At 65.1% G+C, this 23,498-nt stretch carries 16 protein-coding genes; 11 read left to right on the top strand and 5 right to left on the bottom strand.

Annotation, left to right across the window (positions count from 1 at the left end):
• Nucleotides 1-51: 51 nt before the first annotated feature.
• The 9 genes from FSY59_RS07135 (at nt 52) to pbpC (ending at nt 15,156) form a co-directional block, all read left to right on the top strand.
• On the top strand, nt 52-6,063 hold the full coding sequence (locus tag FSY59_RS07135; protein ID WP_148728710.1) for an alpha-2-macroglobulin: 6,012 nt from the start codon (nt 52-54) through the stop codon (nt 6,061-6,063).
• A gap of 225 nt (nt 6,064-6,288) precedes the next feature.
• The gene (locus tag FSY59_RS07140; RefSeq protein ID WP_003058148.1) at nt 6,289-7,410 is read left to right on the top strand and encodes an ABC transporter ATP-binding protein; all 1,122 of its coding nucleotides are present in this window, start codon (nt 6,289-6,291) and stop codon (nt 7,408-7,410) included.
• 46 nt (nt 7,411-7,456) lie between these two features.
• On the top strand, nt 7,457-8,746 hold the full coding sequence (locus tag FSY59_RS07145; RefSeq protein ID WP_148728711.1) for an ABC transporter substrate-binding protein: 1,290 nt from the start codon (nt 7,457-7,459) through the stop codon (nt 8,744-8,746).
• Nucleotides 8,746-9,702, top strand: coding sequence for a carbohydrate ABC transporter permease (locus FSY59_RS07150; protein ID WP_003058144.1), 957 nt, complete (start codon nt 8,746-8,748; stop codon nt 9,700-9,702). Before FSY59_RS07145 ends, FSY59_RS07150 begins: the two co-directional genes overlap by 1 nt.
• Nucleotides 9,699-10,565 carry a carbohydrate ABC transporter permease gene (locus tag FSY59_RS07155; protein WP_003058139.1) on the top strand — a complete coding sequence of 289 codons (867 nt, stop codon included), beginning with the start codon at nt 9,699-9,701 and terminating at the stop codon, nt 10,563-10,565. Before FSY59_RS07150 ends, FSY59_RS07155 begins: the two co-directional genes overlap by 4 nt.
• A 34-nt stretch (nt 10,566-10,599) precedes the next feature.
• Nucleotides 10,600-10,986 (top strand): VOC family protein, encoded by a 387-nt coding sequence (locus FSY59_RS07160; RefSeq protein WP_148728712.1) that lies wholly within the window; start codon nt 10,600-10,602, stop codon nt 10,984-10,986.
• 81 nt (nt 10,987-11,067) lie between these two features.
• Nucleotides 11,068-11,943 (top strand): endonuclease/exonuclease/phosphatase family protein, encoded by an 876-nt coding sequence (locus tag FSY59_RS07165; RefSeq protein ID WP_148728713.1) that lies wholly within the window; start codon nt 11,068-11,070, stop codon nt 11,941-11,943.
• Nucleotides 11,944-12,030: 87 nt separating this feature from the next.
• On the top strand, nt 12,031-12,588 hold the full coding sequence (locus tag FSY59_RS07170; RefSeq protein ID WP_003058133.1) for an HdeD family acid-resistance protein: 558 nt from the start codon (nt 12,031-12,033) through the stop codon (nt 12,586-12,588).
• 156 nt (nt 12,589-12,744) lie between these two features.
• Complete coding sequence (gene pbpC / locus FSY59_RS07175) at nt 12,745-15,156, top strand: penicillin-binding protein 1C (RefSeq protein WP_003058131.1); 2,412 nt, start codon at nt 12,745-12,747, stop codon at nt 15,154-15,156.
• Nucleotides 15,157-15,183: 27 nt separating this feature from the next.
• On the opposite strand, the gene FSY59_RS07180 is transcribed toward pbpC, so the two are convergent.
• The gene (locus tag FSY59_RS07180) at nt 15,184-16,101 is read right to left on the bottom strand and encodes a LysR family transcriptional regulator (RefSeq protein WP_148728714.1); all 918 of its coding nucleotides are present in this window, start codon (nt 16,099-16,101) and stop codon (nt 15,184-15,186) included.
• Nucleotides 16,102-16,181: 80 nt separating this feature from the next.
• Here FSY59_RS07180 and FSY59_RS07185 point away from each other — a divergent pair, with 80 nt between their 5' ends.
• Together FSY59_RS07185 and FSY59_RS07190 are read left to right on the top strand one after the other, a co-directional pair.
• Nucleotides 16,182-16,802 carry a nitroreductase family protein gene (locus FSY59_RS07185; RefSeq protein WP_003058127.1) on the top strand — a complete coding sequence of 207 codons (621 nt, stop codon included), beginning with the start codon at nt 16,182-16,184 and terminating at the stop codon, nt 16,800-16,802.
• Nucleotides 16,799-17,680, top strand: a complete 882-nt coding sequence (locus FSY59_RS07190; protein WP_148728715.1) for an EamA family transporter — start codon at nt 16,799-16,801, stop codon at nt 17,678-17,680. The genes FSY59_RS07185 and FSY59_RS07190 overlap by 4 nt, the downstream gene beginning before the upstream one ends.
• 40 nt (nt 17,681-17,720) lie before the next feature.
• Here the strand turns inward: FSY59_RS07190 and lldD are convergent, their stop codons facing one another.
• From lldD to FSY59_RS07210, 4 genes are all read right to left on the bottom strand, one after another.
• On the bottom strand, nt 17,721-18,857 hold the full coding sequence (gene lldD / locus FSY59_RS07195) for an FMN-dependent L-lactate dehydrogenase LldD (protein WP_003058124.1): 1,137 nt from the start codon (nt 18,855-18,857) through the stop codon (nt 17,721-17,723).
• Nucleotides 18,854-19,624, bottom strand: coding sequence for a transcriptional regulator LldR (gene lldR / locus FSY59_RS07200; protein ID WP_003058121.1), 771 nt, complete (start codon nt 19,622-19,624; stop codon nt 18,854-18,856). The genes lldD and lldR overlap by 4 nt, the downstream gene beginning before the upstream one ends.
• A gap of 17 nt (nt 19,625-19,641) precedes the next feature.
• A complete protein-coding gene (gene lldP, locus FSY59_RS07205; RefSeq protein ID WP_148728716.1) occupies nt 19,642-21,306 on the bottom strand; it encodes an L-lactate permease in 1,665 nt (554 codons plus the stop codon).
• A gap of 498 nt (nt 21,307-21,804) precedes the next feature.
• The gene (locus tag FSY59_RS07210; RefSeq protein WP_148728717.1) at nt 21,805-23,463 is read right to left on the bottom strand and encodes an L-lactate permease; all 1,659 of its coding nucleotides are present in this window, start codon (nt 23,461-23,463) and stop codon (nt 21,805-21,807) included.
• Nucleotides 23,464-23,498 lie beyond the last annotated feature (35 nt).

Genomic DNA, 23,498 nt, shown 5'->3' on the forward strand with positions numbered 1-23,498 from the left:
ATTCAAACAGCCAGGGCCGGCGGCATGCCTGCCCCAAAAGGAAGTGACTGTATGACTGTGCCTTATACAGAGGGAAGGAAGAGGGAGCAGGTCGCGCCGCTTTGGCGCGGGCTGCTGAAGGCGGGCCTGTTATGGGGTCTGGCGGCCACGGCGGCGCATGCCGTCGGGGTGCGCCAGTTCAGCCCGCAAGGCGATGTGAGCAAGGTGGGGCAGGTGGTGGTGCAGTTCGATGCGCCTGCCGTGCGCTTTGGCGACCCCAAGGCTGAGGCGCCGGTCAACCTGCAGTGCAGCAATGCCCAGGCCGCCAAGGGCACGGGGCGCTGGAACAGCGAAAAGGAATGGGTCTTCGACTTTGCCCAGAACCTGCCCGCAGGCGTGCGCTGCACGGCCCAGCTCAACCCGCAGTTCAAGAGCGTCTCGGGCGGGGCACTGACAGGCGCGGCCAGCTATCAGTTCCAGACCGGCGGCCCGCAGGTGGCCGGCATTGCGCCCGACACCTATGAAGAGGTGGACGAGCAGCAGTATTTCGCGCTGCGCCTGACGGGCGCAGCATCCGTCGACAGCCTCAAGCAGCGCGTCTGGTGTACCTCCGAAGGCGTGGGCGAGCGCATTCCCGTGCAGCTGATCGAGGGCAAGGACCGCGAGGCCGTGCTCAAGCAGCGCCACTGGGACAAGGATGCGGCCCGGAATCCGCAGAACTATGCGGTGCTGGCCTGTAACCGCCGCCTGACCTCGGGCAGCAAGATGACCCTGGTCTATGGCAAGGGCGTGGCCATGGCCAACGGCCTGGCGAGCAAGGACGAGCAGCGCTACGAGTACCAGGTGCGCCAGCCGTTCAGTGCCGACTTCAGCTGCGAGCGCGAGAACGCCAATGCCGCCTGCCTGCCGATCCGCCCCATGCGGCTGTCCTTCAGCGCGCCGGTGCCGCGCAAGCTGATCGAAGGCATACGCCTCAAGAGCGGTGCCTCGGCCGTGGCACCGATCATCGAGCAGAACGGCGACAAGCTGGCCGAGGATTCGCTGGTGGATAGCGTGACCTTCCCCGCCACCATGCAGCCGAACTCCAAGTATGTGGTGGAGCTGCCGCCGCAGTTCAAGGATGCCGCGGGTCGCACGCTGAGCAATGCCAATATGTTCCCGCTGGCCACGGCCACGGGCAATATGCCGCCGCTGGTGAAGTTTGCCGCTGCGCCCTTCGGCATCGTCGAGCGCTTTGCCGAAGGCCCCAAGGGCCCGGCGCTGCTGCCCGTGACGCTGCGCAATGTGGAGCCGCAGCTTCTGGGCAAGTCGCTGGACGCCAGCGTGGTGCGCACCAAGAAAGGCGGCTCGGATGCCGACATCATCGCCTGGCTCAAAAAGGTCGAGCGCTATGACAGCTATAGCGTGGAGCGCAAGCGCGCTGCGCGCGATGTGAAGGTGCTGCCACCGGTCATCAACGACGACAAGCACTGGGTGCAGACCCGCATGCTGTCGCTGCTGGACGGCCAGAGCCAGACCCAGACGCTGGAGCTGCCCAAGGCTGCCAGGAACGATCCGCGTCCCTTCGAGGTCGTCGGCATTCCGCTGAACCCGGGCTTCCAGGTGGTGGAGATTGCCTCGCCCATGCTGGGCCAGTCGCTGCTCGACGAGGGCTATGGCGCGGGCCGCACCATGTATGTGCGCACCTCGGTGCTGGTGACCAATCTGGCCGTGCACTTCAAGCTGGGCCGCGAAAACTCCGTGGCCTGGGTGACGACGCTGGACAAGGGCAAGGTGGTGCCTGGCGCCACGGTGCAGGTCTCGGACTGCAACGGCCAGGCCATCGCATCGGCCGTGAGCGACGCGCAAGGCATTGTGACCTTCAACGGCCTCAACCCCAATCCGCCCTCCTGCAGCAACGAAGACGGCTACTACCGCAGCAGTTCCTATTTCGTGAGTGCGCGGGCCAAGACCGATGCCGGTGAAGAGCTGGCTTTCGTCTGGAGCAACTGGAACAAGGGCATAGAGTCCTGGCGCTTCAATGTGCCGACCAGCTCCAGCAACAAGCGCGATGAAGTCGCTCATACGGTGTTTGACCGCATGCTGTTCCGTGCCGGCGAAACCGTGTCCATGAAGCACTTTCTGCGTGCCCTGACCGGGCCAGGCAAGAACTCCAAGGGCTTTGAGCAGACCCAGGACAAGCCCGACCGCCTGACCATCACCCATCTGGGCAGCGGCCAGCGCTTCACCCAGGTCCTGAGCTGGAATGCCAATGGCAGCGCGACCAGCGAGTTTCCCATCTCCAAGGCCGCCAAGCTGGGCGAATATGCGGTGGAGCTGGGCTATGCCAATGGCAGCGGCCGCCGCTCCAGCTTCAGCACCGGCATCTTCCGTGTCGAGGAGTTCCGACTGCCCGTGATGGAAGGTCGCGTGGGGCCTGCCGGCAAGGATCAGCTCTATGCGGTCAGCAGCGTGCCTGCCGAGGTGCAGATCAACTATGTCTCCGGCGGTGCCGCCGCCAATCTGCCGGTCAAGGTTTCGGCGCTGCTGCGTTCCAAGTCGCTCAATTTCGCGGACTGGGACGGCTTCAGCTTCAACCCGCCGCGCAGCGCCCAGGACATGGGCAGCAGTGACGACGAGGAAAGCACGGCAGCCGACGAGACCAAGGTGGTGGCCGACAAGCTGCCCGTGACGCTGGACAAGAACGGTCTGGGCAAGGTGAGCATCGACAAGCTGCCCAAGTCCGGCGAGCCGCGCGAGCTGCTGATGGAAGCGACCTACGCCGACTCGAACGGCGAGGTGCAGACCCTGCGCAGCACGCGCACCATCTGGCCTGCCGCCGTGGTGGCGGGCGTGCGCTCCGAGAACTGGATCTCGGTGGATCGCAAGCTGCGCTTCCAGGCGCTGACACTGGATACGGCGGGCAAGGCCCAGGCCGGAGTGCCGGTCAAGGTCGATGCCGTGGCGCGCATCACCACCTCCAGCCGCAAGCGACTGGTGGGCGGCTTCTACAGCTACGACAACCAGACCACGCTCAAGAATCTGGGCACCGTGTGCTCGGGCACCAGCGACAGCCATGGCCTGGTGCAATGCGAGGCCCAGCTGTCCCAGCCCGGCGAGGTGGAGCTGATCGTCAAGGCTGCCGACAAGGATGGCCGCAGCAGCCAGGCCGCGACCTCGGTGTGGGTCACGGGCCAGGGCGAGCTCTGGTTCGGTGGCGAAGACCATGACCGCATGGACGTGCTGTCCGAGCGCAAGAGCTATGAGCCTGGCGAGACCGCGCGCTTCCAGGTGCGCATGCCCTTCCGCCGTGCCACCGCGCTGGTGGCCGTGGAGCGCGAAGGTGTCGTCAGCACCCAGGTGGTGGAGCTGACAGGCGAGAACCCCACGGTGGACGTCAAGGTCGAAGACAACTGGGGTCCCAACGCCTATGTCAGCGTGCTTGCGCTGCGCGGCCGCCTGATGGAAGTGCCCTGGTACAGCTTCTTCACCTGGGGCTTCAAGTCGCCGCTGGAGTGGTGGCGTGCCTTCTGGAATGACGGCAAGGAATTCATCGCGCCGACCTCCATGGTGGATCTCTCCAAGCCTGCCTTCCGTTTCGGCATGTCCGAAATTCGCGTGGGCCTGAAGAGCAACACGCTGGACGTCAAGGTGTCCTCGGACAAGTCCAGCTACAAGGTGCGCGGCACGGCCAAGGTCACCATCAAGGCCACGCTGCCCGATGGCAAGCCCGCTGCAGGTGCCCATGTGGCACTGGCGGCGGTGGACCAGGCCTTGCTGGAGCTGATGCCCAACAGCAGCTGGAATCTGCTCGATGCCATGCTGACACGCCGCGAATGGGGCGTGCAGACGGCCACGGCCCAGATGGAGGTGATTGGCCGGCGCCACTATGGCAAGAAGGCCGTGCCTGCGGGCGGTGGCGGTGGCCGCAGCCCCACACGCGAGCTGCTGGACACCTTGCTGCTGTGGAAGCCCGATGTGGTGCTGGACGGCAACGGCATGGCCCTGATCGAGGTGCCGCTCAACGATGCCCTGACCACCTTCCAGGTGGTGGCCGTGGCCGATGCGGGCGTGAGCCTGTTCGGCACCGGCCAGGCGGCGATCCGCACCACGCAGGATCTGCAGATCATCAGCGGCCTGCCGCCGTTGGTGCGCGAGGACGATCAGTTCCGTGCCCAGGTCACGCTGCGCAACACCTCGGCCAAGGCCATGAAGGTGGAGGTCACGCCGCGCGCCACCATGCTGGAGCTCAAGGCCCAGACCGTGGAAATTCCCGCCGGCGAGGCGCGTGAAGTAGCCTGGGATGTGAAGGCTCCGGCCCAGCTCTCCGGCACGCGTGCCGAAGCGCTGATCTGGGAGATTTCCGCGCGCGATACCGCTGGCGGCGCCGACGCTGCGCAGGATGCGCTCAAGATCAGCCAGCGCATCGTGCCCGCCGTGCCGCTGTCGGTGCAGCAGGCCACGCTGGTGCAGGTCAACGGCAGCTACAGCGTGCCCGTGAATCCGCCCGCCGACGCGCTGCCCGGCCGTGGCGGCCTGCAGATGTCGCTGGTGCCCAAGCTGACCGAAGGTCTGCCCGGCGTGCGCGACTGGTGGGCCCGCTACCCCTACTCCTGCCTGGAGCAGACCACCAGCAAGGCCGTTGGCATGAACAACGCCGAGCTGTGGGGCAGCACCATGGCCCAGCTGCCCAACTATCTGGACGGTGACGGCCTGGCCAACTACTTCCCGCCGCAGGACGGCTCGGCCAGCCGAGGCAGCGATACGCTGACTGCGCATCTGCTCAATATGTCGGCCATGGCACAGGGCGTTGACAAGCGCTTCGTGATCCCGGCCGCAGAGCGCGCACGCATGGAGGACGGTCTGATCGCGTTTGTGGAAGGCCGCATCCAGCGCAACTTCTGGAGCCCGCGCAAGGATCTGGAAATGCGCAAGCTGGCTGCCATCAGCGCGCTTGCACTGTCAGGCAAGGCCACGCCGCGCATGCTGGACAGCATCAATGCCACCCCCAACCAGTGGCCCACGCACACGGTCATCGACTGGGTGATGCTGCTGCAACGCATGAGCGATGCGCCGCAGCGCGATGAGCGCCTGGCCCAGGCCATGCAGATCCTGCGCGCCCGTCTGACCTTCAACGGCACGCGTGCCGGCTTCTCGACCGATCAGGACGATGGCTGGTGGTGGCTGATGCAGGGCCCGGACGTGAATCTGGCGCGCCTGATTCTGGCGACCATCAACGATCCTGCCTGGACCGAGGACATGCCGCGTCTGGTCAGCGGCTTCATCGCGCGCCAGCAGGCCGGTGCCTGGAACACGACCACGGCCAACCTCTGGGGCGCTCTGGCGCTGCGCCGCTTCTCGCAGAAGTTCGAGTCCGAGCCCGTGGCCGGCAGCACCGTGGCCAGCATGAACGGCAACGAGGCCAAGGTGAACTGGGCCGATGTCAGGCGCGCCACTGCCGAGGATGCGCAGGGCTCTGCCCATGCCAACAGCGTCTTCGGTGAACCCGTGCGCGCCGGCGGCCTGATGAACAACACCATGTTCATGCCCTGGGCCAAGGCCGGCAAGGGTCAGCTCAGCGTGACGCAGCAAGGCACGGGCAAGCCCTGGCTGACCGTGCAGTCCGTGGCGGCCGTGGCCCTCAAGGCGCCGTTCAGCGCCGGCTACACCATCAAGAAGACCGTCACGCCCGTGGAGCAGGCGGACAAGGGTCTGTTTGGTGGCGGCCAGTACACGCGCGGCGATGTGCTGCGCGTGACGCTGGAGGTGCAGGCCAAGACCGATATGACCTGGGTGGCCATCACCGATCCCGTCCCCACGGGGGCGACCATTCTGGGCGGCGGCCTGGGCCGTGATTCGGAGATCGCGTCCAAGGGCGAGAAGCAGGAGGGAGCTGGCTGGCTGGCCTACGAGGAGCGCAGCTTCGAGTCCTACCGTGCCTACTACCAGTACCTGCCCGCAGGGACGACCAAGGTCGAATACACCGTGCGCCTGAACAATGCCGGTGAGTTTGCCCTGCCGCCCACGCGTGCCGAAGCGCTGTATGCGCCCGAGATGTTTGGCGAGATTCCCAATGCCAAGCTCAAGGTGGTGATGCCCAAGTAAGCCCTCTGCGGTTTCTCGGCCCGACGCCAAGCCCCGGTCTGCGCCTGCAGCCGGGGCTTTTTCATGCACTGGTGCTATGGATACAGAAGCTGCTTTCGCCTTTGAAAAGGATGATTCAAAGGTATTTCTATCTGAAATCAATGAATGGAGAGCGAAATAAGCTCCTGTTTTTGACAGTATCCGGGATGACACGCGGCTGTCATCCAGTCTTTCTAGACTGGCGCGATGTCTTTGATCGAGCTGGAGAACGTCGCCAAATCCTGGGGTGACGCCACGGCCCTGCATGCCGTGAATCTGCGCATTGAACCGGGCTCGTTCTGCGTCCTGCTCGGTCCTTCGGGCTGCGGCAAATCCACTACCTTGCGCATGATTGCCGGGCTGGACATGCCCACCTCGGGGTCGGTGCGCATCGATGGTCGCGACGTCACCCATCTGCCGCCTGCGCAGCGCGGCATTGCCATGGTGTTCCAGAACTATGCGCTGTTCCCGCATCTGAGCGTGGCCGACAACATCCAGTTCGGTCTGCAGGTGCGCAAGGTTGGCAGGGCCGAGCGCAGGCAGCGTCTTGAGCAAACGGCCGAGCTGCTGGGGCTGACGCCATTGCTGGACCGTCGGCCAGCCCAGCTCTCGGGCGGCCAGCAGCAGCGCGTGGCACTGGGCCGTGCGCTGGTGGCGCAGGCCAGGGTCTGCCTGATGGACGAGCCGCTGTCCAATCTCGATGCCCAGTTACGCCAGGAAATGCGCACCGAGCTGCGCGAGCTGCAGCAGCGTCTGGGTCTCACGGTGGTCTATGTGACCCACGATCAGGCCGAGGCCATGAGCATGGCCGATCAGGTGGTGCTGCTCAACAAGGGCCTGGTGGAACAGGCCGCCGGGCCGCGTGAAATCTATGCCCGGCCCGCAACCACGTTTGCCGCGCGCTTTATCGGCACACCCGCCATGAACATCGTTGCCCTGCAAGGCAACCGGATTGCCGGCAGCGATGTGGTCGCGGCCCCGGATCTGGTGGCGGGCGGCGCCTATCCGCAGGCACTGGGCGTGCGGCCCGAGGTGATTGCCGTGGCACGCGATGCCGATGGCGCCGTCGCGGGCGATGGCAAGCGCATTGCGGCCACCGTGCAGGGCTTTGAATATCTGGGCGCCGATCTGGTGCTGCGCTGCCGGGTGGGCAGCGAGCTGCTGACGGCGCGTGTGCCCGGCCATGCCCATGCCGACCTGCGGCCCGGGCAGGCCGTGTTCCTGTGCTGGCCGCAGCAGGCTGCGCACTGGTTCGATGCGCAGGGCGGGCGCATTCATGTGTGCGGGCAGGCGGTGGAATCCGCCCGCTCCTTGCTGGCCGCAGCCTGAGTCGCCAGCGTTTTTCATTGTCTGCAAATCCCGAGGAGAGATTCCCATGCGTCGTCAAACCTTTGTTCACGGCCTGTTCGCCGCTGCCGCCGGCCTTGGCCTGGCGGGCACTGCTCTTGCACAGTCCCCGCTGGAAGTGCCTTTCTATTACCCCGTGGCCGTGGGAGGCCCCATCACCAAGGTGATCGATGGCTATGCGGCGGACTTCAACAAGGCGCATCCGCAGTACAAGCTCACGCCCATCTATGCGGGCACCTATCAGGAAACCATCGTCAAGGCATTGACGGCGCACAAGGCGGGCAAGGCGCCTGCGACCTCGGTGCTGCTGTCCACCGATATGTTCACGCTGATGGACGAGGGCGCGATTGCGCCCATTGACGACTTCGTGAAGACCGATGCCGACAAGGCCTGGCTCAAGGGCTTCTACCCGGCCTTCATGGCCAACAGCCAGACCGGTGGCAAGACCTGGGGCGTGCCCTTTCAGCGCTCCACCGTGGTGATGTACTACAACAAGGAAGCTTTCAAGGAGGCCGGCCTGAACCCCGACAAGGCGCCCCAGAACTGGAAGGAGCTCAGGGAGGCCGCCCACAAGCTGACCAAGAAGGACGCCAGCGGCAAGGTCGTGCAATACGGCATCCAGATTCCGTCCACCGGCTTTGGCTACTGGATGCTGCAGACCCTGACCACGCCCAATGATGTGCTGCTGGTCAACGAGTCCGGCACCCGCGTCACGCTCAACAACCCCAAGGTGGTGGGAGCGCTGAACTTCTGGGTAAGTCTCGTCAGGGACGGCGTGCATCCGGCCGGCGTGGTGGAGTGGGGCACGACGCCCAGGGACTTCATGGAAAAGAAGGCCGCCATCATCGTGACGACCACGGGCAATCTCACCAATATCCGCGCCAATGCCAAGTTCGACTTCGGCGTGGGCCAGATCGCCGGCAATGTCCGCAAGGGATCGCCCACGGGCGGGGGCAATTTCTACATCTTCAAGAACGCGCCCAGGCAGCAGCAGCAGGCTGCATTCGAGTTTGCCAAATGGGTGACCCAGCCCGAGCGTGCAGCGCAGTGGAGCATGGACAGCGGCTATGTGGCGGTCTCGCCAGCGGCTTACGAGACGCCCGTACTCAAGAAGTACGGCCAGGAATTTCCCCAGGCCCTGGTGGCGCGCGATCAACTGCCCGTGTCGGTGGCCGAATATTCCACCCATGAGAACCAGCGCGTGACCAAGGTGCTCAACGATGCGATCCAGGCGGCCCTGAACGGCACCAAGACCGCAGCCCAGGCCATGGACGATGCGCAGAAGGAGTCCGACCGCATTCTGCGTCGCTACCAGTAATGAGCAGTCCGGCGCTTGACACCGGCAGTGGCGCCATGGCGGCGCCCCTGTCATCCAGGGCCGCCCGCAGGCTGGCGCAGGCCGCGGCACGCCAGCAGGCCGTGCATGCCTGGCTGCTGCTCATGCCGGCGCTGGTGCTGCTGCTGGGCTTTACGCACTGGCCGGCCTTGTCCACCCTGATCGACAGCCTGCATGCCACGGCGCGTGGCGGCCAGTCCGGCGAATGGGTGGGACTGGAAAACTATGCGCTCATGGTCGACGACCCCGTGTTCTGGCAGGCCGTGCGCAACAACCTCTGGTTTGCCGCTGCCACCATTCCGCTGTCCATGGGGCTGGCCTTGCTGATGGCGCTGTGGGTCAACGAGAAGCTCGCGGGGCGGGCCTGGCTGCGCATGGCGTATTTCACGCCCACGGTGCTGCCCATGATTGCCGTTGCCAATATCTGGCTGTTCTTCTACACGCCGCAGTACGGACTGCTGGAGCAGGTGCGCGGCGCACTGGGCCTGGACGCGCACAACTGGCTGGGCGATCCTTCCACGGCCCTGGCCTGCATCACGCTGGTGGCCGTGTGGAAGGAGGCCGGTTTTTTCATGATCTTCTATCTGGCCGCGCTGCAGACGCTCAATCCCAGCCTCAAGGAGGCGGCGGCCATCGAAGGCGCATCGCGCTGGTATTTCCTGCGCCGCGTGCAGTGGCCGCTGCTCATGCCGACCACGCTTTTCATACTGGTCAACGCCGTCATCAATGCCTTCCGGCTGGTGGATCATGTGTTCATTCTCACGCGCGGCGGGCCGGACAATGCCTCCACGCTGCTGCTCTATCACCTCTACGAAGTGGGCTTCAAATTCTGGGATACCGGCTATGCCGCGGCCATCACCGTGGTGCTGGTCACGGTGCTGGCTGCCGTGGCGCTGTTGCAGTTCTTCGTGCTCGACAAGAAGGTGCACTATCAATGACCGCTGCTGCATTTCTGTCAGGGCGCAGCAGCGCCGGGACGGACCGGGGCCTGAGCTTTCATGGCACTTCATGGCTGGACACCCTGGCCGCCTGGACGCTGGCGCTGCTGTGGCTGCTGCCGCTGGCCTATGCGGTCTGGACGGCGTTTCACCCGTCCGATGCGTCCACGCGCCTGGATCTGTCCGCGCCCTGGACGCTGCAGAACTTCCGCCATGCCTGGGAAGCCGCGCCGTTTGCGCGCTATTTCCTCAACACCATCTTGCTGGTGGCCATGATTCTGGTGGTGCAGCTGCTGCTGTCCACGCTGGCTGCGTTTGCCTTTGCGCGCTTGCGCTTTCGCGGCAGCAATGTGGCGTTTGCGCTGGTGCTGGTACAGCTGATGATCATGCCGGACATTCTGCTGGTGGCGAACTATCAGACCATGTCCAGGCTGGGCGCGGTCGATACCCTGGTGGGCATGGGGCTGCCGTATTTTGCCTCGGCCTTTGCCATCTTCCTGCTGCGCCAGACCTTTATGGGCATACCCCGCGAGCTGGACGAGGCCGCGCGCGTGGAAGGTGCGAGCACGCTGCAGATTCTCTGGCGTGTCTACGTTCCGCTGGCCAGGCCGGTCTACACCGCGTTTGCGCTGGTTTCGGTGAGCTTTCACTGGAACAATTTCCTCTGGCCGCTGATCATCACCAACAGCGTGCAGGCGCGTCCGCTCACCGTGGGCCTGCAGGTTTTCTCCAGCGTGGAATCGGGCGTGGAGTGGTCGACCATCTGCGCTGCCACGCTGATGACTTCGGGGCCGCTGCTGCTTGCCTTCCTCATCTTCCAGCGCCAGTTCGTGCAGAGCTTCATGCGCGCGGGCATCAAGTGAACGGGATACAGTCAGACTCTTTGAGGAGCTGACGATGCCCGGTCCCGCTGCTGCTGGTGTGCTGATCTATGCCAAGGACTTCCAGGCCCTGGCGCGCTTTTACGAGCAGGTGCTGGACATGCAGCGGCTGCATGAGGATGAGCACATCATCGTGCTGGAATCCGCCGCCCTGCAGCTGCTGATTCACGCCCTGCCTGCCGAGATCGCGGCGCGGGTCCAGGTCGGCAAGCCGCCGCAGCGCCGTGCCGATGTGGCGCTCAAGTTCTTCGTCACCGTGCCCGCGATCGCCGAGGCCGCGAGCGTCGTGCAGGCGCTGGGCGGCCAGGTGTTCGACGAGCGCTGGCAAGGCCCCGGCTTTGCGGTCTGCAATGCCATGGACAGCGAAGGCAATGTGTTTCAGCTGCGCGAGACCCTGGCCTGATCGGCTGCTCTGAAAATAGCCGCTGCCTGCACTGCGGAGGCAGGCGCTGCAGTCTTTTTCGATGTGGAAAGAAGCGACAAGATGAATATCCTGAGCTGGAATGTGCAATGGTGCTGTGGCATGGATGGACAGGTCAGTGCGGAGCGCATCGTCCGCCACGCGCTGCAAATGGGCGAGCAGGCCGGCGGACTGGATGTGCTGTGCCTGCAGGAGATCGCCGTCAACTACCCCGATCTGCAGGGCCAGCCCGGCGACCAGCCGGCCGAGTTGAAGGCGCTGCTGCCGGGCTGGCAGATTGTCTTTGGTGCCTCGGTCGACGAGTTCACGTCCCGGGGACATCAGCGCTTCGGCAATCTGGTCGCCACGCGCCTGCCGCTGCTGCAGCTGCAGCACCATCCGCTGCCCATGCCGGCCGATGCCGATGTGCGCTGCATGCAGCGCATGTGCTCGGTGGTCACGGTCGCTGACGCGGCACTGGGGCCGGTACGCATCATGACCACGCACCTCGAGTATTTTTCGAAGCGCCAGCGCATGGCCCAGGCCGGCGCCCTGCGCGACCTGCAGATGCAGGCCTGCGCACTGGCCGATGCCCCGCCGCAGCCGGCCAGCGACGGCTCGCCCTACCAGACCAAGCCGCATACCCGCCATGCCGTGCTTTGCGGGGACTTCAACTTCGAGCCGCACGAGCCCGAATATGCCGTCCTGTCTGCCCCGTGGGCGGCCGGTGAACAGGGCTGTCTGCAGGCCGGCCAGTGGCGCAATAGCTGGGATCTGCTGCACCCTGGCCAGCCGCAGCCACCCACCTTCAGACTGGTGGACCGGACCTGGGGCGCCGAGCCCGGAGCCTGCGATCTGCTGTGGGTGAGCGACAGCCTGTGCCAGCATGTGCAGGCCTGGCGTGTGGACAGCACCACAGAGGCGTCCGATCACCAGCCGGTGATGTTGACGCTGAGCTGAACTTGTTGTTAGGGTCGGAGCTGGATTCGAGAGACCTGCTGCTGCGCAAGTCGCAGTGATGTGGAACCCTGAAAGAGAGGAGTCTTCATGCCTGTAGAAATTCCGTCCATGTCCATCATGCTGCACCGTAGCTGGTGGGTGCTGTTGCTGCGCGGTGCCGCCGCGATCATTTTCGGCGTGCTGACCTGGATGCAGCCCGCAGCATCCGCGGCCGCACTGGTGCTGGTGTTCGGCGCCTATGTGTTTGTCGATGGCCTGCTGGGCATCTACACCGCCATCAAGAGCCGCCAGCAGTCGCGTCACTGGTGGTTGGTTCTGCTGTGGGGGCTGACGGGTGTGGTGGTGGGGGTGCTCACGGTCATCAACCCGGCGATCACCGCATTGGTGCTGACCATCTATATCGGTGTCTGGGCTCTGATGACCGGTGTGCTGCAGATCGTCGCAGCGCTGCGTTTGCGCAAGGAAATTCAGGGCGAATGGCTGCTGGTGCTCGGCGGGCTGCTGTCGGTGCTCTTCGGCATCTTCGTGCTGATGCAGCCCGGCGCGGGCATGATGGCCATGCTGTGGGTGCTGGCGACCTATGCCGTGATCTTCGGCGTGCTGATGGTGATACTGGCGTTCAAGATCAAGAAGTTCACGGCCTGAGAACGTAAACTCGTTCCGAGAGGCAGTGACTTCGGGAGAAAGCGGCTTGCAGAAGCCGCTTTTTTGTTGCCGCTTGTCTGAGCAGTCTGTTTGCCGGGCCATCTTTGGGACAATGCCTGCTGACTTCCAACAGCGCACAACGACATGGAACAAGGCATGCAGCGGTATTTCCAGCCCCCGAGAGTGAAACAGTCCTGGCGGGCCGTCGGCATGACGGCCGCCTTGTGGCTGGGTCTTGCCTCCAGCAGCCATGCCGTGCCCAGCTACGACGAGGTGCGCAGCGAGCATCGCTCCTCGGAGACCCTGCTGCTGTCGCGCGAGGGCGAGCTGCTGCAGCGCCTGCGCACCGACAGCACGGTGCGCCGCGGGCCCTGGGTGGCACTGGCCGATGTCTCGCCGGCGCTGCGCACCGCCCTGGTGCTCAGCGAGGACAGGCGTTTCTACGAGCATAGCGGTGTGGACTGGGCTGCCGTCACCGCCGCCGCCTGGGGCAATCTCTGGAACACGCGCACGCGCGGCGCGAGCACCATCACCATGCAGCTCGCAGGTCTGCTCGACGGCGACTGGCGTCAGGGACCGGGTGGGCGCAGCGTGGTGCAGAAAGTGGGGCAGGCCGTGGCCGCCCAGGTGCTGGACAGGCGCTGGCGCAAGGACCAGATTCTCGAGGCCTATCTGAATATGGTGCCGTTTCGCGGCGAGATCGTGGGCATCGACGCGCTGTCGCAAAGCCTGTATGGCAAGGCAGCCCATGGGCTGGATGCGCGCGAGGCGGCCATTGCCGCGGCCCTGGTGCGTGCGCCCAATGCGTCGGTGGAGCGCGTCGCCCAGCGTGCCTGCGGCGTGCTGCAGGTGATGGTGCCCGACGATGTGGCGGCCAAGGATTGCTCGGCCATGCAGCTCTATACCTCCAGCGTGCTGCAGCGGCGCCAATGGCTGGCCAGCGAGGGTGTGGCTCCGCATTTTGCGCGGCGCTGGCTGGCGCTGCCGCAGAACCGGGGGCACGAGCAGGTGCGCTCGACCTTGAACGCTGCCTTGCAGCGCTTTGCCGTGGCCAGCCTGCAGCAGCATCTGCGCGAGCTGCAGGGCCGCAATGTGGAAGATGGTGCGGCCGTGGTGCTGGACAACCGCAGCGGCGAGATTCTGGCCTGGGTGGGCTCCTCGGGCACGCTGAGCCAGGCATCCGAGGTCGATGGCGTCACCGCTTTGCGCCAGCCCGGCTCCACGCTCAAGCCCTTTCTCTATGCGCAGGCGATGGCCGAAAAGCGCATCACGGCCGCCTCGCTGATCGAGGATTCGTCGGCCCATATCCCCACGCAGAACGGCCTCTACATTCCGCAGAACTACGACCGGCGCTTCAAGGGCTGGGTGTCGGCGCGCACGGCGCTGGCGTCCTCGCTCAATGTGCCGGCAGTGCGCACGCTGGTCATGGTCACGCCCGATGCGTTTTTCGAGCAACTCAAGAAGCTGGGCCTGCCGCTGCGTGAAAGCGGCGGCTACTATGGCTTCAGCCTGGCGCTGGGCAGCAGCGAGGTCGCGCTGCTCAATCTGACCAATGCCTACAGGGCGCTGGGCAATGGCGGTCAATACCGCCCCGTGAGCTGGGCCTTGCCCCGGACAGACGGCCGCAGATCCGGCGATGCAGCGCCGGGCAGCGAGGCACCGCTGCAGGCACTGGATGCGCGGGCCGCCTTCATCGTCGGCGACATTCTTTCCGACAATATGGCGCGGGCCCCGACCTTCGGTACCGACAGCGTGCTGGCCACGCGCTTCTGGACGGCTGTGAAAACCGGCACCAGCAAGGATATGCGCGACAACTGGGCCGTAGGCTGGTCCGAGCGTTACACCGTGGGCGTCTGGGTCGGCAATGCTGGTGGCGAAGCCATGCATTCCGTGAGCGGCACCAGCGGCGCAGCGCCCATCTGGGCCGAGATCATGGGCTTCCTGCATCGCAATGTGTCCAGTCATGCACCCCGGCCACCCGCTGGCGTGCTGCAGCAACAAGTGCAGTTTGGCGCGCTGGCCAGTGGCGGCACGCCCATCGAAAGCGCGCGTGGCGAATGGTTTGTGGAAGGCACGCAGCAGTCGCTGTTTGCCATGGATCACGTGGCGGGCAGTGCAGAGCAGAAAAGCCTGGCCAGGCAAAAAGGCAGCAAGTCCGGCAGCGCTGCGGCTGCGGCCGCTGTGCGTATCTCGCGCCCGGCCAATGGCACGATTCTGGCGCTGGACCCCGATATTCCACCCGACAGCCAGCGCGTGCAATTGGTGGCGCGTCAGGCTGGTATGGCGGCCGAGCAGGACTGGCGTGACGGCAGCTTGCGCTGGCGGCTGGTAACCCGGCAGTACGGCCCGCCTGCGGCTGCCGACAAGAATGCGCAACCCGTGATGCGGGAAGTGCAGCGCGAGCTGGGGCGTGGCAGTCAGCTGGGCTGGCTGCCCTGGCCGGGGCGCCACAAGCTGGAGCTGCTCGATGCCTCCGGCAAGGTGCTGGACAGCATCGCGCTGGAAGTGCGCGGCGCCGGTGCCCTGGTGGCCGGGCCGGAGCAGATCCAGAGCCAGCGCCGGCGCTGAATGCCGGCCGGTCAACCGGTCAACCGGTCAACCGGTCAACCGGTCAGGCGCTCGGGTGCCGGAATCGAACTGCGCTACCAGAAAGTCCAGCAGCGCCCGCAGCTTGGGCGTCATATGCTGGCGTGACGGATAAATGGCATAGAGCGCGGTCTGCACCGTGCTCCAGTCTTCCAGGGCGGCCTGCAACCGGCCCGTGCGCAGGTCTTCCTCGACATAGGGCAGCGGGATCAGGCTGACGCCAAAGCCCGCGCGCAATGCATCGCGCACCGCCAGGCTTGAGGACACCGAGTAGCGCGCATTGACCGCCACGCGCTCCATGCGCCCGCCTTGCTCAAATTCCCAGACATCTGCATGGCCGGAGAGGCTGAAGCGTATGTGCTCGAGGCCGCTGAGGTCGGCAGGCGTGTGCGGGCGGCCGCGCTTCTCGAAATAGCCGGGCGCGGCGCACAGTACATGCGGCATCGAGGTCAATGGTCGCGCAATCAGCGAGGAGTCCTCGAGCCGGTCACTGCCGCGTATGGCCAGGTCGAAGCCTTCACGCACGATATCTACGCGTCTGTCGTCCAGGTGCAGGTCCAGCTGCAGCTCGGGGTGGCGCTCCAGGAAGGCGGGGAGGGCGCAAGAGATCTGCGTCAGCGTGAATGTCATGGGCGCGCTGACCTTGAGCAGGCCGCTGGGCGCAGCCTTGAACGGGCATAGTGCCGAGTCTGCATCGGCCAGCGCATCGAGCGCCCGCGTGACATGTTCGAGATACAGGCGGCCTTCTTCCGTCAGCGCCATGCGCCGCGTGGTGCGCTGAATGAGGCGCGTGCCCACATGGGCCTCCAGCTCGGCGATGTTCTTGCTGATCGCAGCCGGCGACAGGCCCAGGCTGCGGCCCGCCTCGGCAAAGCTGCCGCGCTGCGCGATGCGATGAAAGACTTGCAAGGCGGTCAGTCGGTCCATGTAATTCTTCTCTGCTGGTGAATGGTTTATTTTAATAAACGCCAATTATCAATTCATGGTGAATTATCTACAGTCATGCCATGACCGCACTTCATCCCACACTCACCCTCATCGAGCAGCGCATCTCGGCCAACCGCTTCGATACCTCGCACCATCTGGCGGATGCCGACATATCAAGGCTGGTGCAGCTGGCTACGCGCGCACCCACGGCCTACAACCTTCAGAACTGGCGCTTCATCGCCGTGCGCACGCCTGGGGCCAAGGCCAGGCTGCGGGCCGTGGCGCAGGACCAGGTCAAGGTGCAGGAAGCGGCCGTCTGCTTCATCGTCTGCGGCGTGCTGGCCGACCCCGAGGCGCTTGCCGAACGGCTGCAGCCCTGTGTGGACGCGGGCTTCATGCCTGCCTCCATGGCGCAGGGATGGCTGCAGGCCGCGCAGCAGCAGTACGCCAGCACGCAGGCGGTGCGCGACGAGGCCCTGCGTTCGGCCAGCTTCGGCGCCATGACGCTGATGCACGCGGCGCAGGCGCTGGGCCTGGCGTCCTGTGCGATGACTGGCTTCGACGCCGAAGGCGTGGCAGCGAGCTTCGGCCTGTCGAGCGAGGAGGTGCCGGTCATGCTCGTCACCGTGGGCCGTGCTGCGCCCGGCAACTGGCCGCAGAAGCCACGCCGGCCGCTGGATCAGGTGCTGGAGTTCGCATGAGCGCCGCTCAATCTGCGCTTGCGTTCAGGCGGACCCAGGCGCGCGATCTGCTGCTGACGGCGCTGGCACCCGCCATCTGGGGCAGCAGCTACATCGTCACCACCCAGCTGCTGCCGCAGGTGCCCGCGATGACCGTGGCCTTGCTGCGCGCGCTGCCCGCAGGCCTGTTGTTGCTGGTATTTGCACGGCGCCTGCCGCAGGGCGTGTGGTGGCTGCGGGTGTTCATTCTGGGAGCGCTCAATTTCTCGGTGTTCTGGAGCATGCTGTTCGTCTCGGCCTACCGCCTGCCGGGAGGGGCGGCCGCCACCGTCGGGGCCGTGCAGCCGCTGGTGGTGGTGTTTCTTGCGGCCTGGGTGCTGGGCAGCGCGCTGCGGCCGGCCTCGGTGCTGGGAGCCCTGGCCGGTCTGGCGGGTGTGGCCTTGCTGGTGCTCACGCCTGGTGTGAGGCTGGATGCGACGGGGATTGCGGCGGGCCTGGCCGGAGCGGTTTCGATGGCCTGTGGCACGGTGCTCACGCGCAAGTGGCGTCCTCCCGTACCGCTGCTGACCTTCACCGCCTGGCAGCTCACGGCCGGCGGAGTGTTGCTGCTGCCGGTGGCGCTGTGGGCCGGACCGGATTTTCCGGCGCCCACACCGGGCCATCTGATCGGACTGGCCTGGCTGGGTCTGGTGGGCGCGGCGTTGACCTATGTGCTGTGGTTTCGCGGTATTGCCCGGCTGGAGCCGAACATGGTGGCGCCGCTGGGTTTTCTGAGTCCGCTGACGGCGATTTTGCTGGGCTGGGCATTCCTGGACCAGACGCTGACGGCCGTGCAGATGGCTGGCGTGGCCCTGGTCCTGGGCGGCATCTGGCTGGGGCAGCGGGGCCCGGCGCGCTGATCCCAGCAAGGCCCGGCCCTGGGCCGGAGCCTGTGCGGGATCAGTCCCGTACCAGCAGATCGCCGGTGATCTCCGAGACGTTCTTGACGCTGGTCAGCGTCATGGCCACCCGCATTTCCTTTTCGAGCAGGTTCAACAGGTTGGTGACGCCGGCTTCGCCTTCAGCGGCCAGCGCGTAGACGAAGGCGCGGCCTATCATGGTGCAGTCTGCGCCCAGGGCCAGCAGTCGCACGATGTCCAGGCCGTTGCGCACGCCCGAGTCGGCCAGTATCTTGATCTGGCCCTTGACGGCATCGGCAATGGCAGGCAGGGCGCGTGCCGACGAGAGCACGCCGTCGAGCTGGCGCCCGCCGTGGTTGGAGACGATGATGCCGTCGGCCCCGAAACGCACGGCATCCCTGGCGTCCTCGGGATCGAGAATGCCCTTGATGAGCATGGGACCCTTCCAGAAGTCGCGGATCCACTCCAGGTCCGACCACGAGATGGAGGGGTCGAAGTTCGCGCCGAGATAGCCCATATAGTCTTCGAGCGAGACGTTCTGACCTTTGTAGGTGGAGATATTGCCCAGCGTGTGCGGGCGGCCCATCAGGCCCACGTCCAGGGCCCAGTGCGGATGGGTCACGGCCTGCAGGTAGCGGCGCATGGCGGCGTTGGGGCCGCTCATGCCCGAGTGTGCATCGCGGTAGCGGGCGCCGGGTACGGGCATGTCCACGGTGAAGACCAGGGTGGAGACGCCCGCAGCCTGGGCGCGCTCCAGCGCGTTCTTCATGAAGCCCCGGTCCTTGAGCACATAGAGCTGGAACCACATCGGGCGGCCCAGCCGGGGCGCGACTTCCTCGATGGGGCAGACCGAGACGCTGGACATGGTGAAGGGAATCCCCTTCTTGTCGGCAGCCATGGCGGCCTGCACTTCGCCGCGGCGGGCGAACATGCCGGTCAGCCCCACGGGAGCCAGCGCCACGGGAATCGAGAACTTCTCGCCGAACAGCTCGATGCTGGTGTCCAGCTGGCTCATGTTCTTGAGCACGCGCTGGCGCAGCGCCACGTCGGCCAGGTCGTCGACATTGCGCGCCAGCGTCTTCTCGGCATAGGCGCCGCCGTCAAGATAGTGGAACAGAAAGGGCGGCAGGCGCTTTTGCGCAGCCGCGCGGTAGTCGGTGGTGGAGGAGATGATCATGAAAAAATGGCGGAGGAAGAGGAGAAACGATCCAGCCGCTTGCGTCGGGCCGCTTCGGCATCCGACTCGGACAGCTTTTCGTGAACATAGGCCAGGTGCTGGCCGATAGCGCTTCTGGCCTGCTCTGGCTCGCCGTCGACAATGGCCTGCATGAGATTGCGGTGCTGCGCAGTCAGATGCTCCAGCGTCGAGGGATCATCATGCACGAACATCAGGCGCCGATTCTGGGCCACGGTACCCAGCACCAGCTCGAACAGGCTGCCCATGAGCTGTACCAGCACGGCATTGTGCGAGGCTTCGGCAATCGCCAGATGGAACTGGGCGTCGGAGCGGGCCGCGCTGGCGGCATCGCGCGCCTGCTGGTGGTGAAGCATGTCGTCGAAGCAGTGGCGGATGCGATCCCTGTCCTTGTCGGTGGCACGCTGGGCCGCATACCAGGCAGTGCTGAGCTCCAGCGCCTGGCGTGCTTCCAGCACGTCGTAGCGGTATTGGGGGTCGTCGCGCAGCAAGGACTCCAGCGGTGCGACGGCCTGCTCGTGCCACAAGGGCACGCGCGAGCCGACAAAGGTGCCGGCCCCCACGCGGCTTTCGAGCACACCTCGGCTGGCAAGCTTCTGTATGGCCTCGCGCAGCGCCGTGCGCGAGACCCCCAGCTGCTCGGCCAGCGCCCGCTCGGTCGGCAGCTTGGCGCCGCTCTGGAGCTGGGTGCTCTGGATCAGCTCCAGCAACTGCTGGGCAACGCGGTCGGACAGGCGGATGGCGGGCATGGGGTCTGGCAGGAGTTTCAGGTGGTAGGAATCATCCACGGAAACACATAAGCCTGCAGCGTGCAGATGATGCCGATCAGCACCAGGAAGGCCAGACTGTGCTTGACGGTAAATCGGAACAGGTCCGATTCCTTGCCGGCCAGGCCTACGGCCGCGCAAGCAATGGCGATGGACTGGGGCGAGATCATCTTGCCGGTCACGCCGCCGGTGGTGTTGGCTGTCACGGCCAGAACCTCGGGCAGCCCCAGCTGTGCTGCCGTCGTGGCCTGCAGGGCGCCGAACAGCGCATTGGCCGAGGTGTCGGAGCCCGTGAGGAACACGCCGACCCAGCCCAGGAAGGGCGAGAAGAACGCAAAGGCCTTGCCTGTATGGGCCAGCGCCATGGCCAGCGTGGTGGACAGGCCGGAATAGTTGGCGATGAAGGCGAAGGCCAGCACCATGCCGATGGAGTAGATGGGCAGGGCGAGCTCCCTGAAGGTCTCGCCCAGGGTCCGGACTGCCACGGCTGGCTTGAGGCGCAGCAAAAGAATGGCGAGCACGGCGGCGATCAGGATCGCGGTCCCCGTGGCCGACAGCCAGTTGAAGGAGTAGACCGCGCCATAAGGCGTGGGTGTGGCAACGACGGGCGCCATCTTCTGCACCAGATTGTGCAGCATGGGCACGGGAATGCTGAAGACGGTGCCGGACAGCGCGCCACCCGAGGCAAACAGCGCCTTGAAGGGCTTGAGGCTCCAGATGGTCACCATGGCGGTGAGGATGATGAAGGGCGACCAGGCCTTGATCACCATGCCGGTCGTCAGCTTGACGGGGGCCGTCGTCTGGATCTTGGCTGCGCCCGGCTCGGTGTCGAAGCGGAAGATGCGCTTGGGTTGCCAGAACTTGAGAAAGGTGGTCAGCGTCACCAGGGCGAAGATGGCCGAAGTGATGTCCGGCAGTTCGGGGCCGATGTAGTTGGCCGTCAGGAACTGCACGAGTGCAAAGCTGCCGCCGCCGACCAGCACCGCAGGCCAGGTTTCCTTGACACCGCGCCAGCCGTCCATGATGGCCATGAGCCAGAACAGCACGATGATGGTCATGAACGGCAACTGGCGGCCTGCCATCTGGCTGATGGCCATGACATCGACGCCCGAGACCTGACCGGCCACGATGACGGGAATGCCCATGGCGCCGAAGGCCACGGGAGCGGTATTGCCGATCAGGCACAGGCCCGCTGCATGCAGAGGCCTGAAGCCCAGGCCCACCAGCAGCGCCGCCGTGATGGCCACGGGGGCGCCGAAACCGGCGGCTCCCTCGAGGAAGGCACCGAAGCAAAAGCCCACCAGGATCAGCTGCAGGCGCTGGTCTTCGGTGACCGAGAGAATGGACGAGCGGATGATGTCGAACTGTCCGGTCTTGACCGAGACCTTGTAGAGAAAGACCGCCGCGACAATGATCCAGGCAATCGGCCACAGGCCGTAGAAGAAGCCATAGACGCCTGCGGCCAGCGCATTGGCCACCGGCATGCGGTAGAACAGCAGCGCCACGGCCAGGGACAGCGCCACCGTGATGGTGCCCGCCACATAGCCCTTGAGGCGCAGCTTGGTCAGCGCGAGAAAGAAAAAGATGATGGGGATCAGCGCCACCAGCGCCGATACCCACACATTGCCCGCGGGGTCGTAGTTCTGCGACCAGATTTCTTGCATTGCCTTGATCTCCTGGATTTATGCGGGGAGGGCAACCCTCCTGAGCGACCAGAAGCTTCCCCGTCAAATTTTCAAAAATGACCGTGCGCAAAACCGGCTGTGCCGCGCCATAGGCGGGCCTGAGCTATTCCAGTCTTGCTTGTTAAATTGGTATTACCAATATCGGACGATTTCAAGTGGGATGGATTGTATGAAGCGGAATAAATCTTGAATTTCATGGTTTTCCCTTGGTTTTAGTAATTAATTGGTAATACCAATTTAAAGAAGCATGGAATTTTGAGAGCATAAAAAAACCGCAGGCCTGGGGCGCTGCGGCTTTTATGGACAAGCTCATTGCCTGCCTGACGGCGGGTTTTGAGCGCGGTGCTTGAAACCTCCACGGCATAACCCTGGGGCAACGAGCAAGAGCCTGGGCGCCCCCGCCGCCTCTCGGCGGGGGCGCCTCGCCGAAGTTGCCGTCCCCCTGGGGGGACGCCACAAAGCGGCTCAGGGGGCGCGTCAGTTCACCATCAGCTTGAACGGCCAGACATAGGCCTGCATGGTGACGAACAGACCCATCAGGCAGGCCAGGGCGATCGAGTGGAAGAACACATAGCGCAGGATGTCGCCCTCGCGGTTGAACCAGCGTGTGGCGGTCGAAGCCACGACAATGGATTGCGCATCGATCATCTTGCCCATCACGCCGCCCGAGCTGTTGGCGGCACCCATGAGGTTGGGCGACAGGCCCAGCTGGTCGGCGGCGACCTTCTGCATGCCGCCAAACAGCACGTTGGACGCCGTGTCCGAGCCCGTGAGCGCCACGCCCAGCCAGCCCATCAGCGTGCCGAAGAAGGGGTAGAACACGCCGGTATTGGCAAAGGCCAGGCCCAGGGTGGTATCGGTGCCCGAGTAGCGTGTCAGCGTGCCCAGGGCCAGCATCAGCACGATGGTCAGCAGCGAGTAGCGCACCAGCCAGGTGGTCTTGAAGAAGGTGCGCACGATGGTGACCGGGTTGTACTTCATGACGAAGGCGCTGACGATGGCCGACAGCAGAATGGCGGTTCCGGTGGCCGACAGCAGGTTCAGCGTGTAGACCGCGCCTTCCTTGGTCGGCTGGGGCACCACGGGCGGCATTTTCTCGATCAGATTGTGCAGGCCCGTCATGGGGAAGGCGGGGGCAAACAGGCTGTTGAGCCAGGCCTTGACCGGCGGCAGGCCCCAGATGAAGACAAACACCGAGAGAATGATCCAGGGCGTCCAGGCGGCGATCAGCGCGCTCTTGCTGTGCTTGGCCACGGGCTGGGGCGGCTTGACTTCGGAGGCGCTGACATCCTTGCCGCTTAGCGAGGCCGAGGTCCAGATCTTCTTGGGCTGCCAGACGCGCAGGAACAGGATCAGGCTGGCCATGGAAACAATGGCCGCGATGATGTCCACCAGCTCGGGTCCGATGAAGTTGGAGACCAGATACTGAGGAATCGCAAACGACAGGCCGGTGACCAGAATCGCGGGCCAGATCTCCATCATGCCCTTGCGACCGGCAAAGGCCCAGATCAGCCAGAACGGCACCAGCACCGAGAAGAAGGGCAGCTGGCGGCCGATCATGGCGGTCACTTCCATCAGGTCGTAGCCATGGACCTTGGCCAGCGTGATGACGGGAGTGCCCAGGGCACCAAAGGCCACGGGAGCGGTATTGGCGATCAGCGACAGGCCGGATGCCGCCAGCGGCGAAAAGCCCAGGCCGATCAGGATGGCGGCCGTCACGGCCACGGGCGTGCCGAAGCCGGCAGCGCCTTCGAAAAAGGCACCGAAGGAGAAGGCAATCAGCAGCAGCTGGATGCGGCGGTCTTCGGTGATGCCCGAAAGCGAGTCCTGCAGCACCTTGAAGCTGCCGTTCTGCTCGGTCAGCTGATGCAGGAAGATGATGTTCAGCACGATCCAGCCAATGGGCAGCAGGCCGGTGAAGCCGCCGAACAAGGCGGCACGCCCCGCCATTTCGCCGGGCATGTTGTAGACAAAGACTGCAATCAGCAGCGCGGCAATCAGGCCTGCGCCTGCGGCCAGGTGGGCCTTCATGTGCAGAAAGCCCAGGCCCACCAGCATCACCACGACCGGAATGGCCGCAAGCAATGTGGACAGCCACATATTCGATAGGGGGTCGTAGACCTGTTGCCAAACCATCTCTCTTCTCTCCTGCTTGTTGTGATGACAAGGAT

It is taken from the genome of Comamonas sp. Z3 (genome assembly GCF_008121565.1).
Classification (GTDB): Bacteria; Pseudomonadota; Gammaproteobacteria; order Burkholderiales; family Burkholderiaceae_C; genus Comamonas; species Comamonas brasiliensis.

Bases quoted from the DNA above. Each gene is read 5' to 3' on its own strand.
- FSY59_RS07135 (WP_148728710.1), top strand. From the start codon at position 52: ATGACTGTGCCTTATACAGAGGGAAGGAAGAGGGAGCAGGTCGCGCCG.
- FSY59_RS07140 (WP_003058148.1), top strand. From the start codon at position 6,289: ATGTCTTTGATCGAGCTGGAGAACGTCGCCAAATCCTGGGGTGACGCC.
- FSY59_RS07145 (WP_148728711.1), top strand. From the start codon at position 7,457: ATGCGTCGTCAAACCTTTGTTCACGGCCTGTTCGCCGCTGCCGCCGGC.
- FSY59_RS07150 (WP_003058144.1), top strand. From the start codon at position 8,746: ATGAGCAGTCCGGCGCTTGACACCGGCAGTGGCGCCATGGCGGCGCCC.
- FSY59_RS07155 (WP_003058139.1), top strand. From the start codon at position 9,699: ATGACCGCTGCTGCATTTCTGTCAGGGCGCAGCAGCGCCGGGACGGAC.
- FSY59_RS07160 (WP_148728712.1), top strand. From the start codon at position 10,600: ATGCCCGGTCCCGCTGCTGCTGGTGTGCTGATCTATGCCAAGGACTTC.
- FSY59_RS07165 (WP_148728713.1), top strand. From the start codon at position 11,068: ATGAATATCCTGAGCTGGAATGTGCAATGGTGCTGTGGCATGGATGGA.
- FSY59_RS07170 (WP_003058133.1), top strand. From the start codon at position 12,031: ATGCCTGTAGAAATTCCGTCCATGTCCATCATGCTGCACCGTAGCTGG.
- pbpC (WP_003058131.1), top strand. From the start codon at position 12,745: ATGCAGCGGTATTTCCAGCCCCCGAGAGTGAAACAGTCCTGGCGGGCC.
- FSY59_RS07180 (WP_148728714.1), bottom strand. From the start codon at position 16,101: ATGGACCGACTGACCGCCTTGCAAGTCTTTCATCGCATCGCGCAGCGC.
- FSY59_RS07185 (WP_003058127.1), top strand. From the start codon at position 16,182: ATGACCGCACTTCATCCCACACTCACCCTCATCGAGCAGCGCATCTCG.
- FSY59_RS07190 (WP_148728715.1), top strand. From the start codon at position 16,799: ATGAGCGCCGCTCAATCTGCGCTTGCGTTCAGGCGGACCCAGGCGCGC.
- lldD (WP_003058124.1), bottom strand. From the start codon at position 18,857: ATGATCATCTCCTCCACCACCGACTACCGCGCGGCTGCGCAAAAGCGC.
- lldR (WP_003058121.1), bottom strand. From the start codon at position 19,624: ATGCCCGCCATCCGCCTGTCCGACCGCGTTGCCCAGCAGTTGCTGGAG.
- lldP (WP_148728716.1), bottom strand. From the start codon at position 21,306: ATGCAAGAAATCTGGTCGCAGAACTACGACCCCGCGGGCAATGTGTGG.
- FSY59_RS07210 (WP_148728717.1), bottom strand. From the start codon at position 23,463: ATGGTTTGGCAACAGGTCTACGACCCCCTATCGAATATGTGGCTGTCC.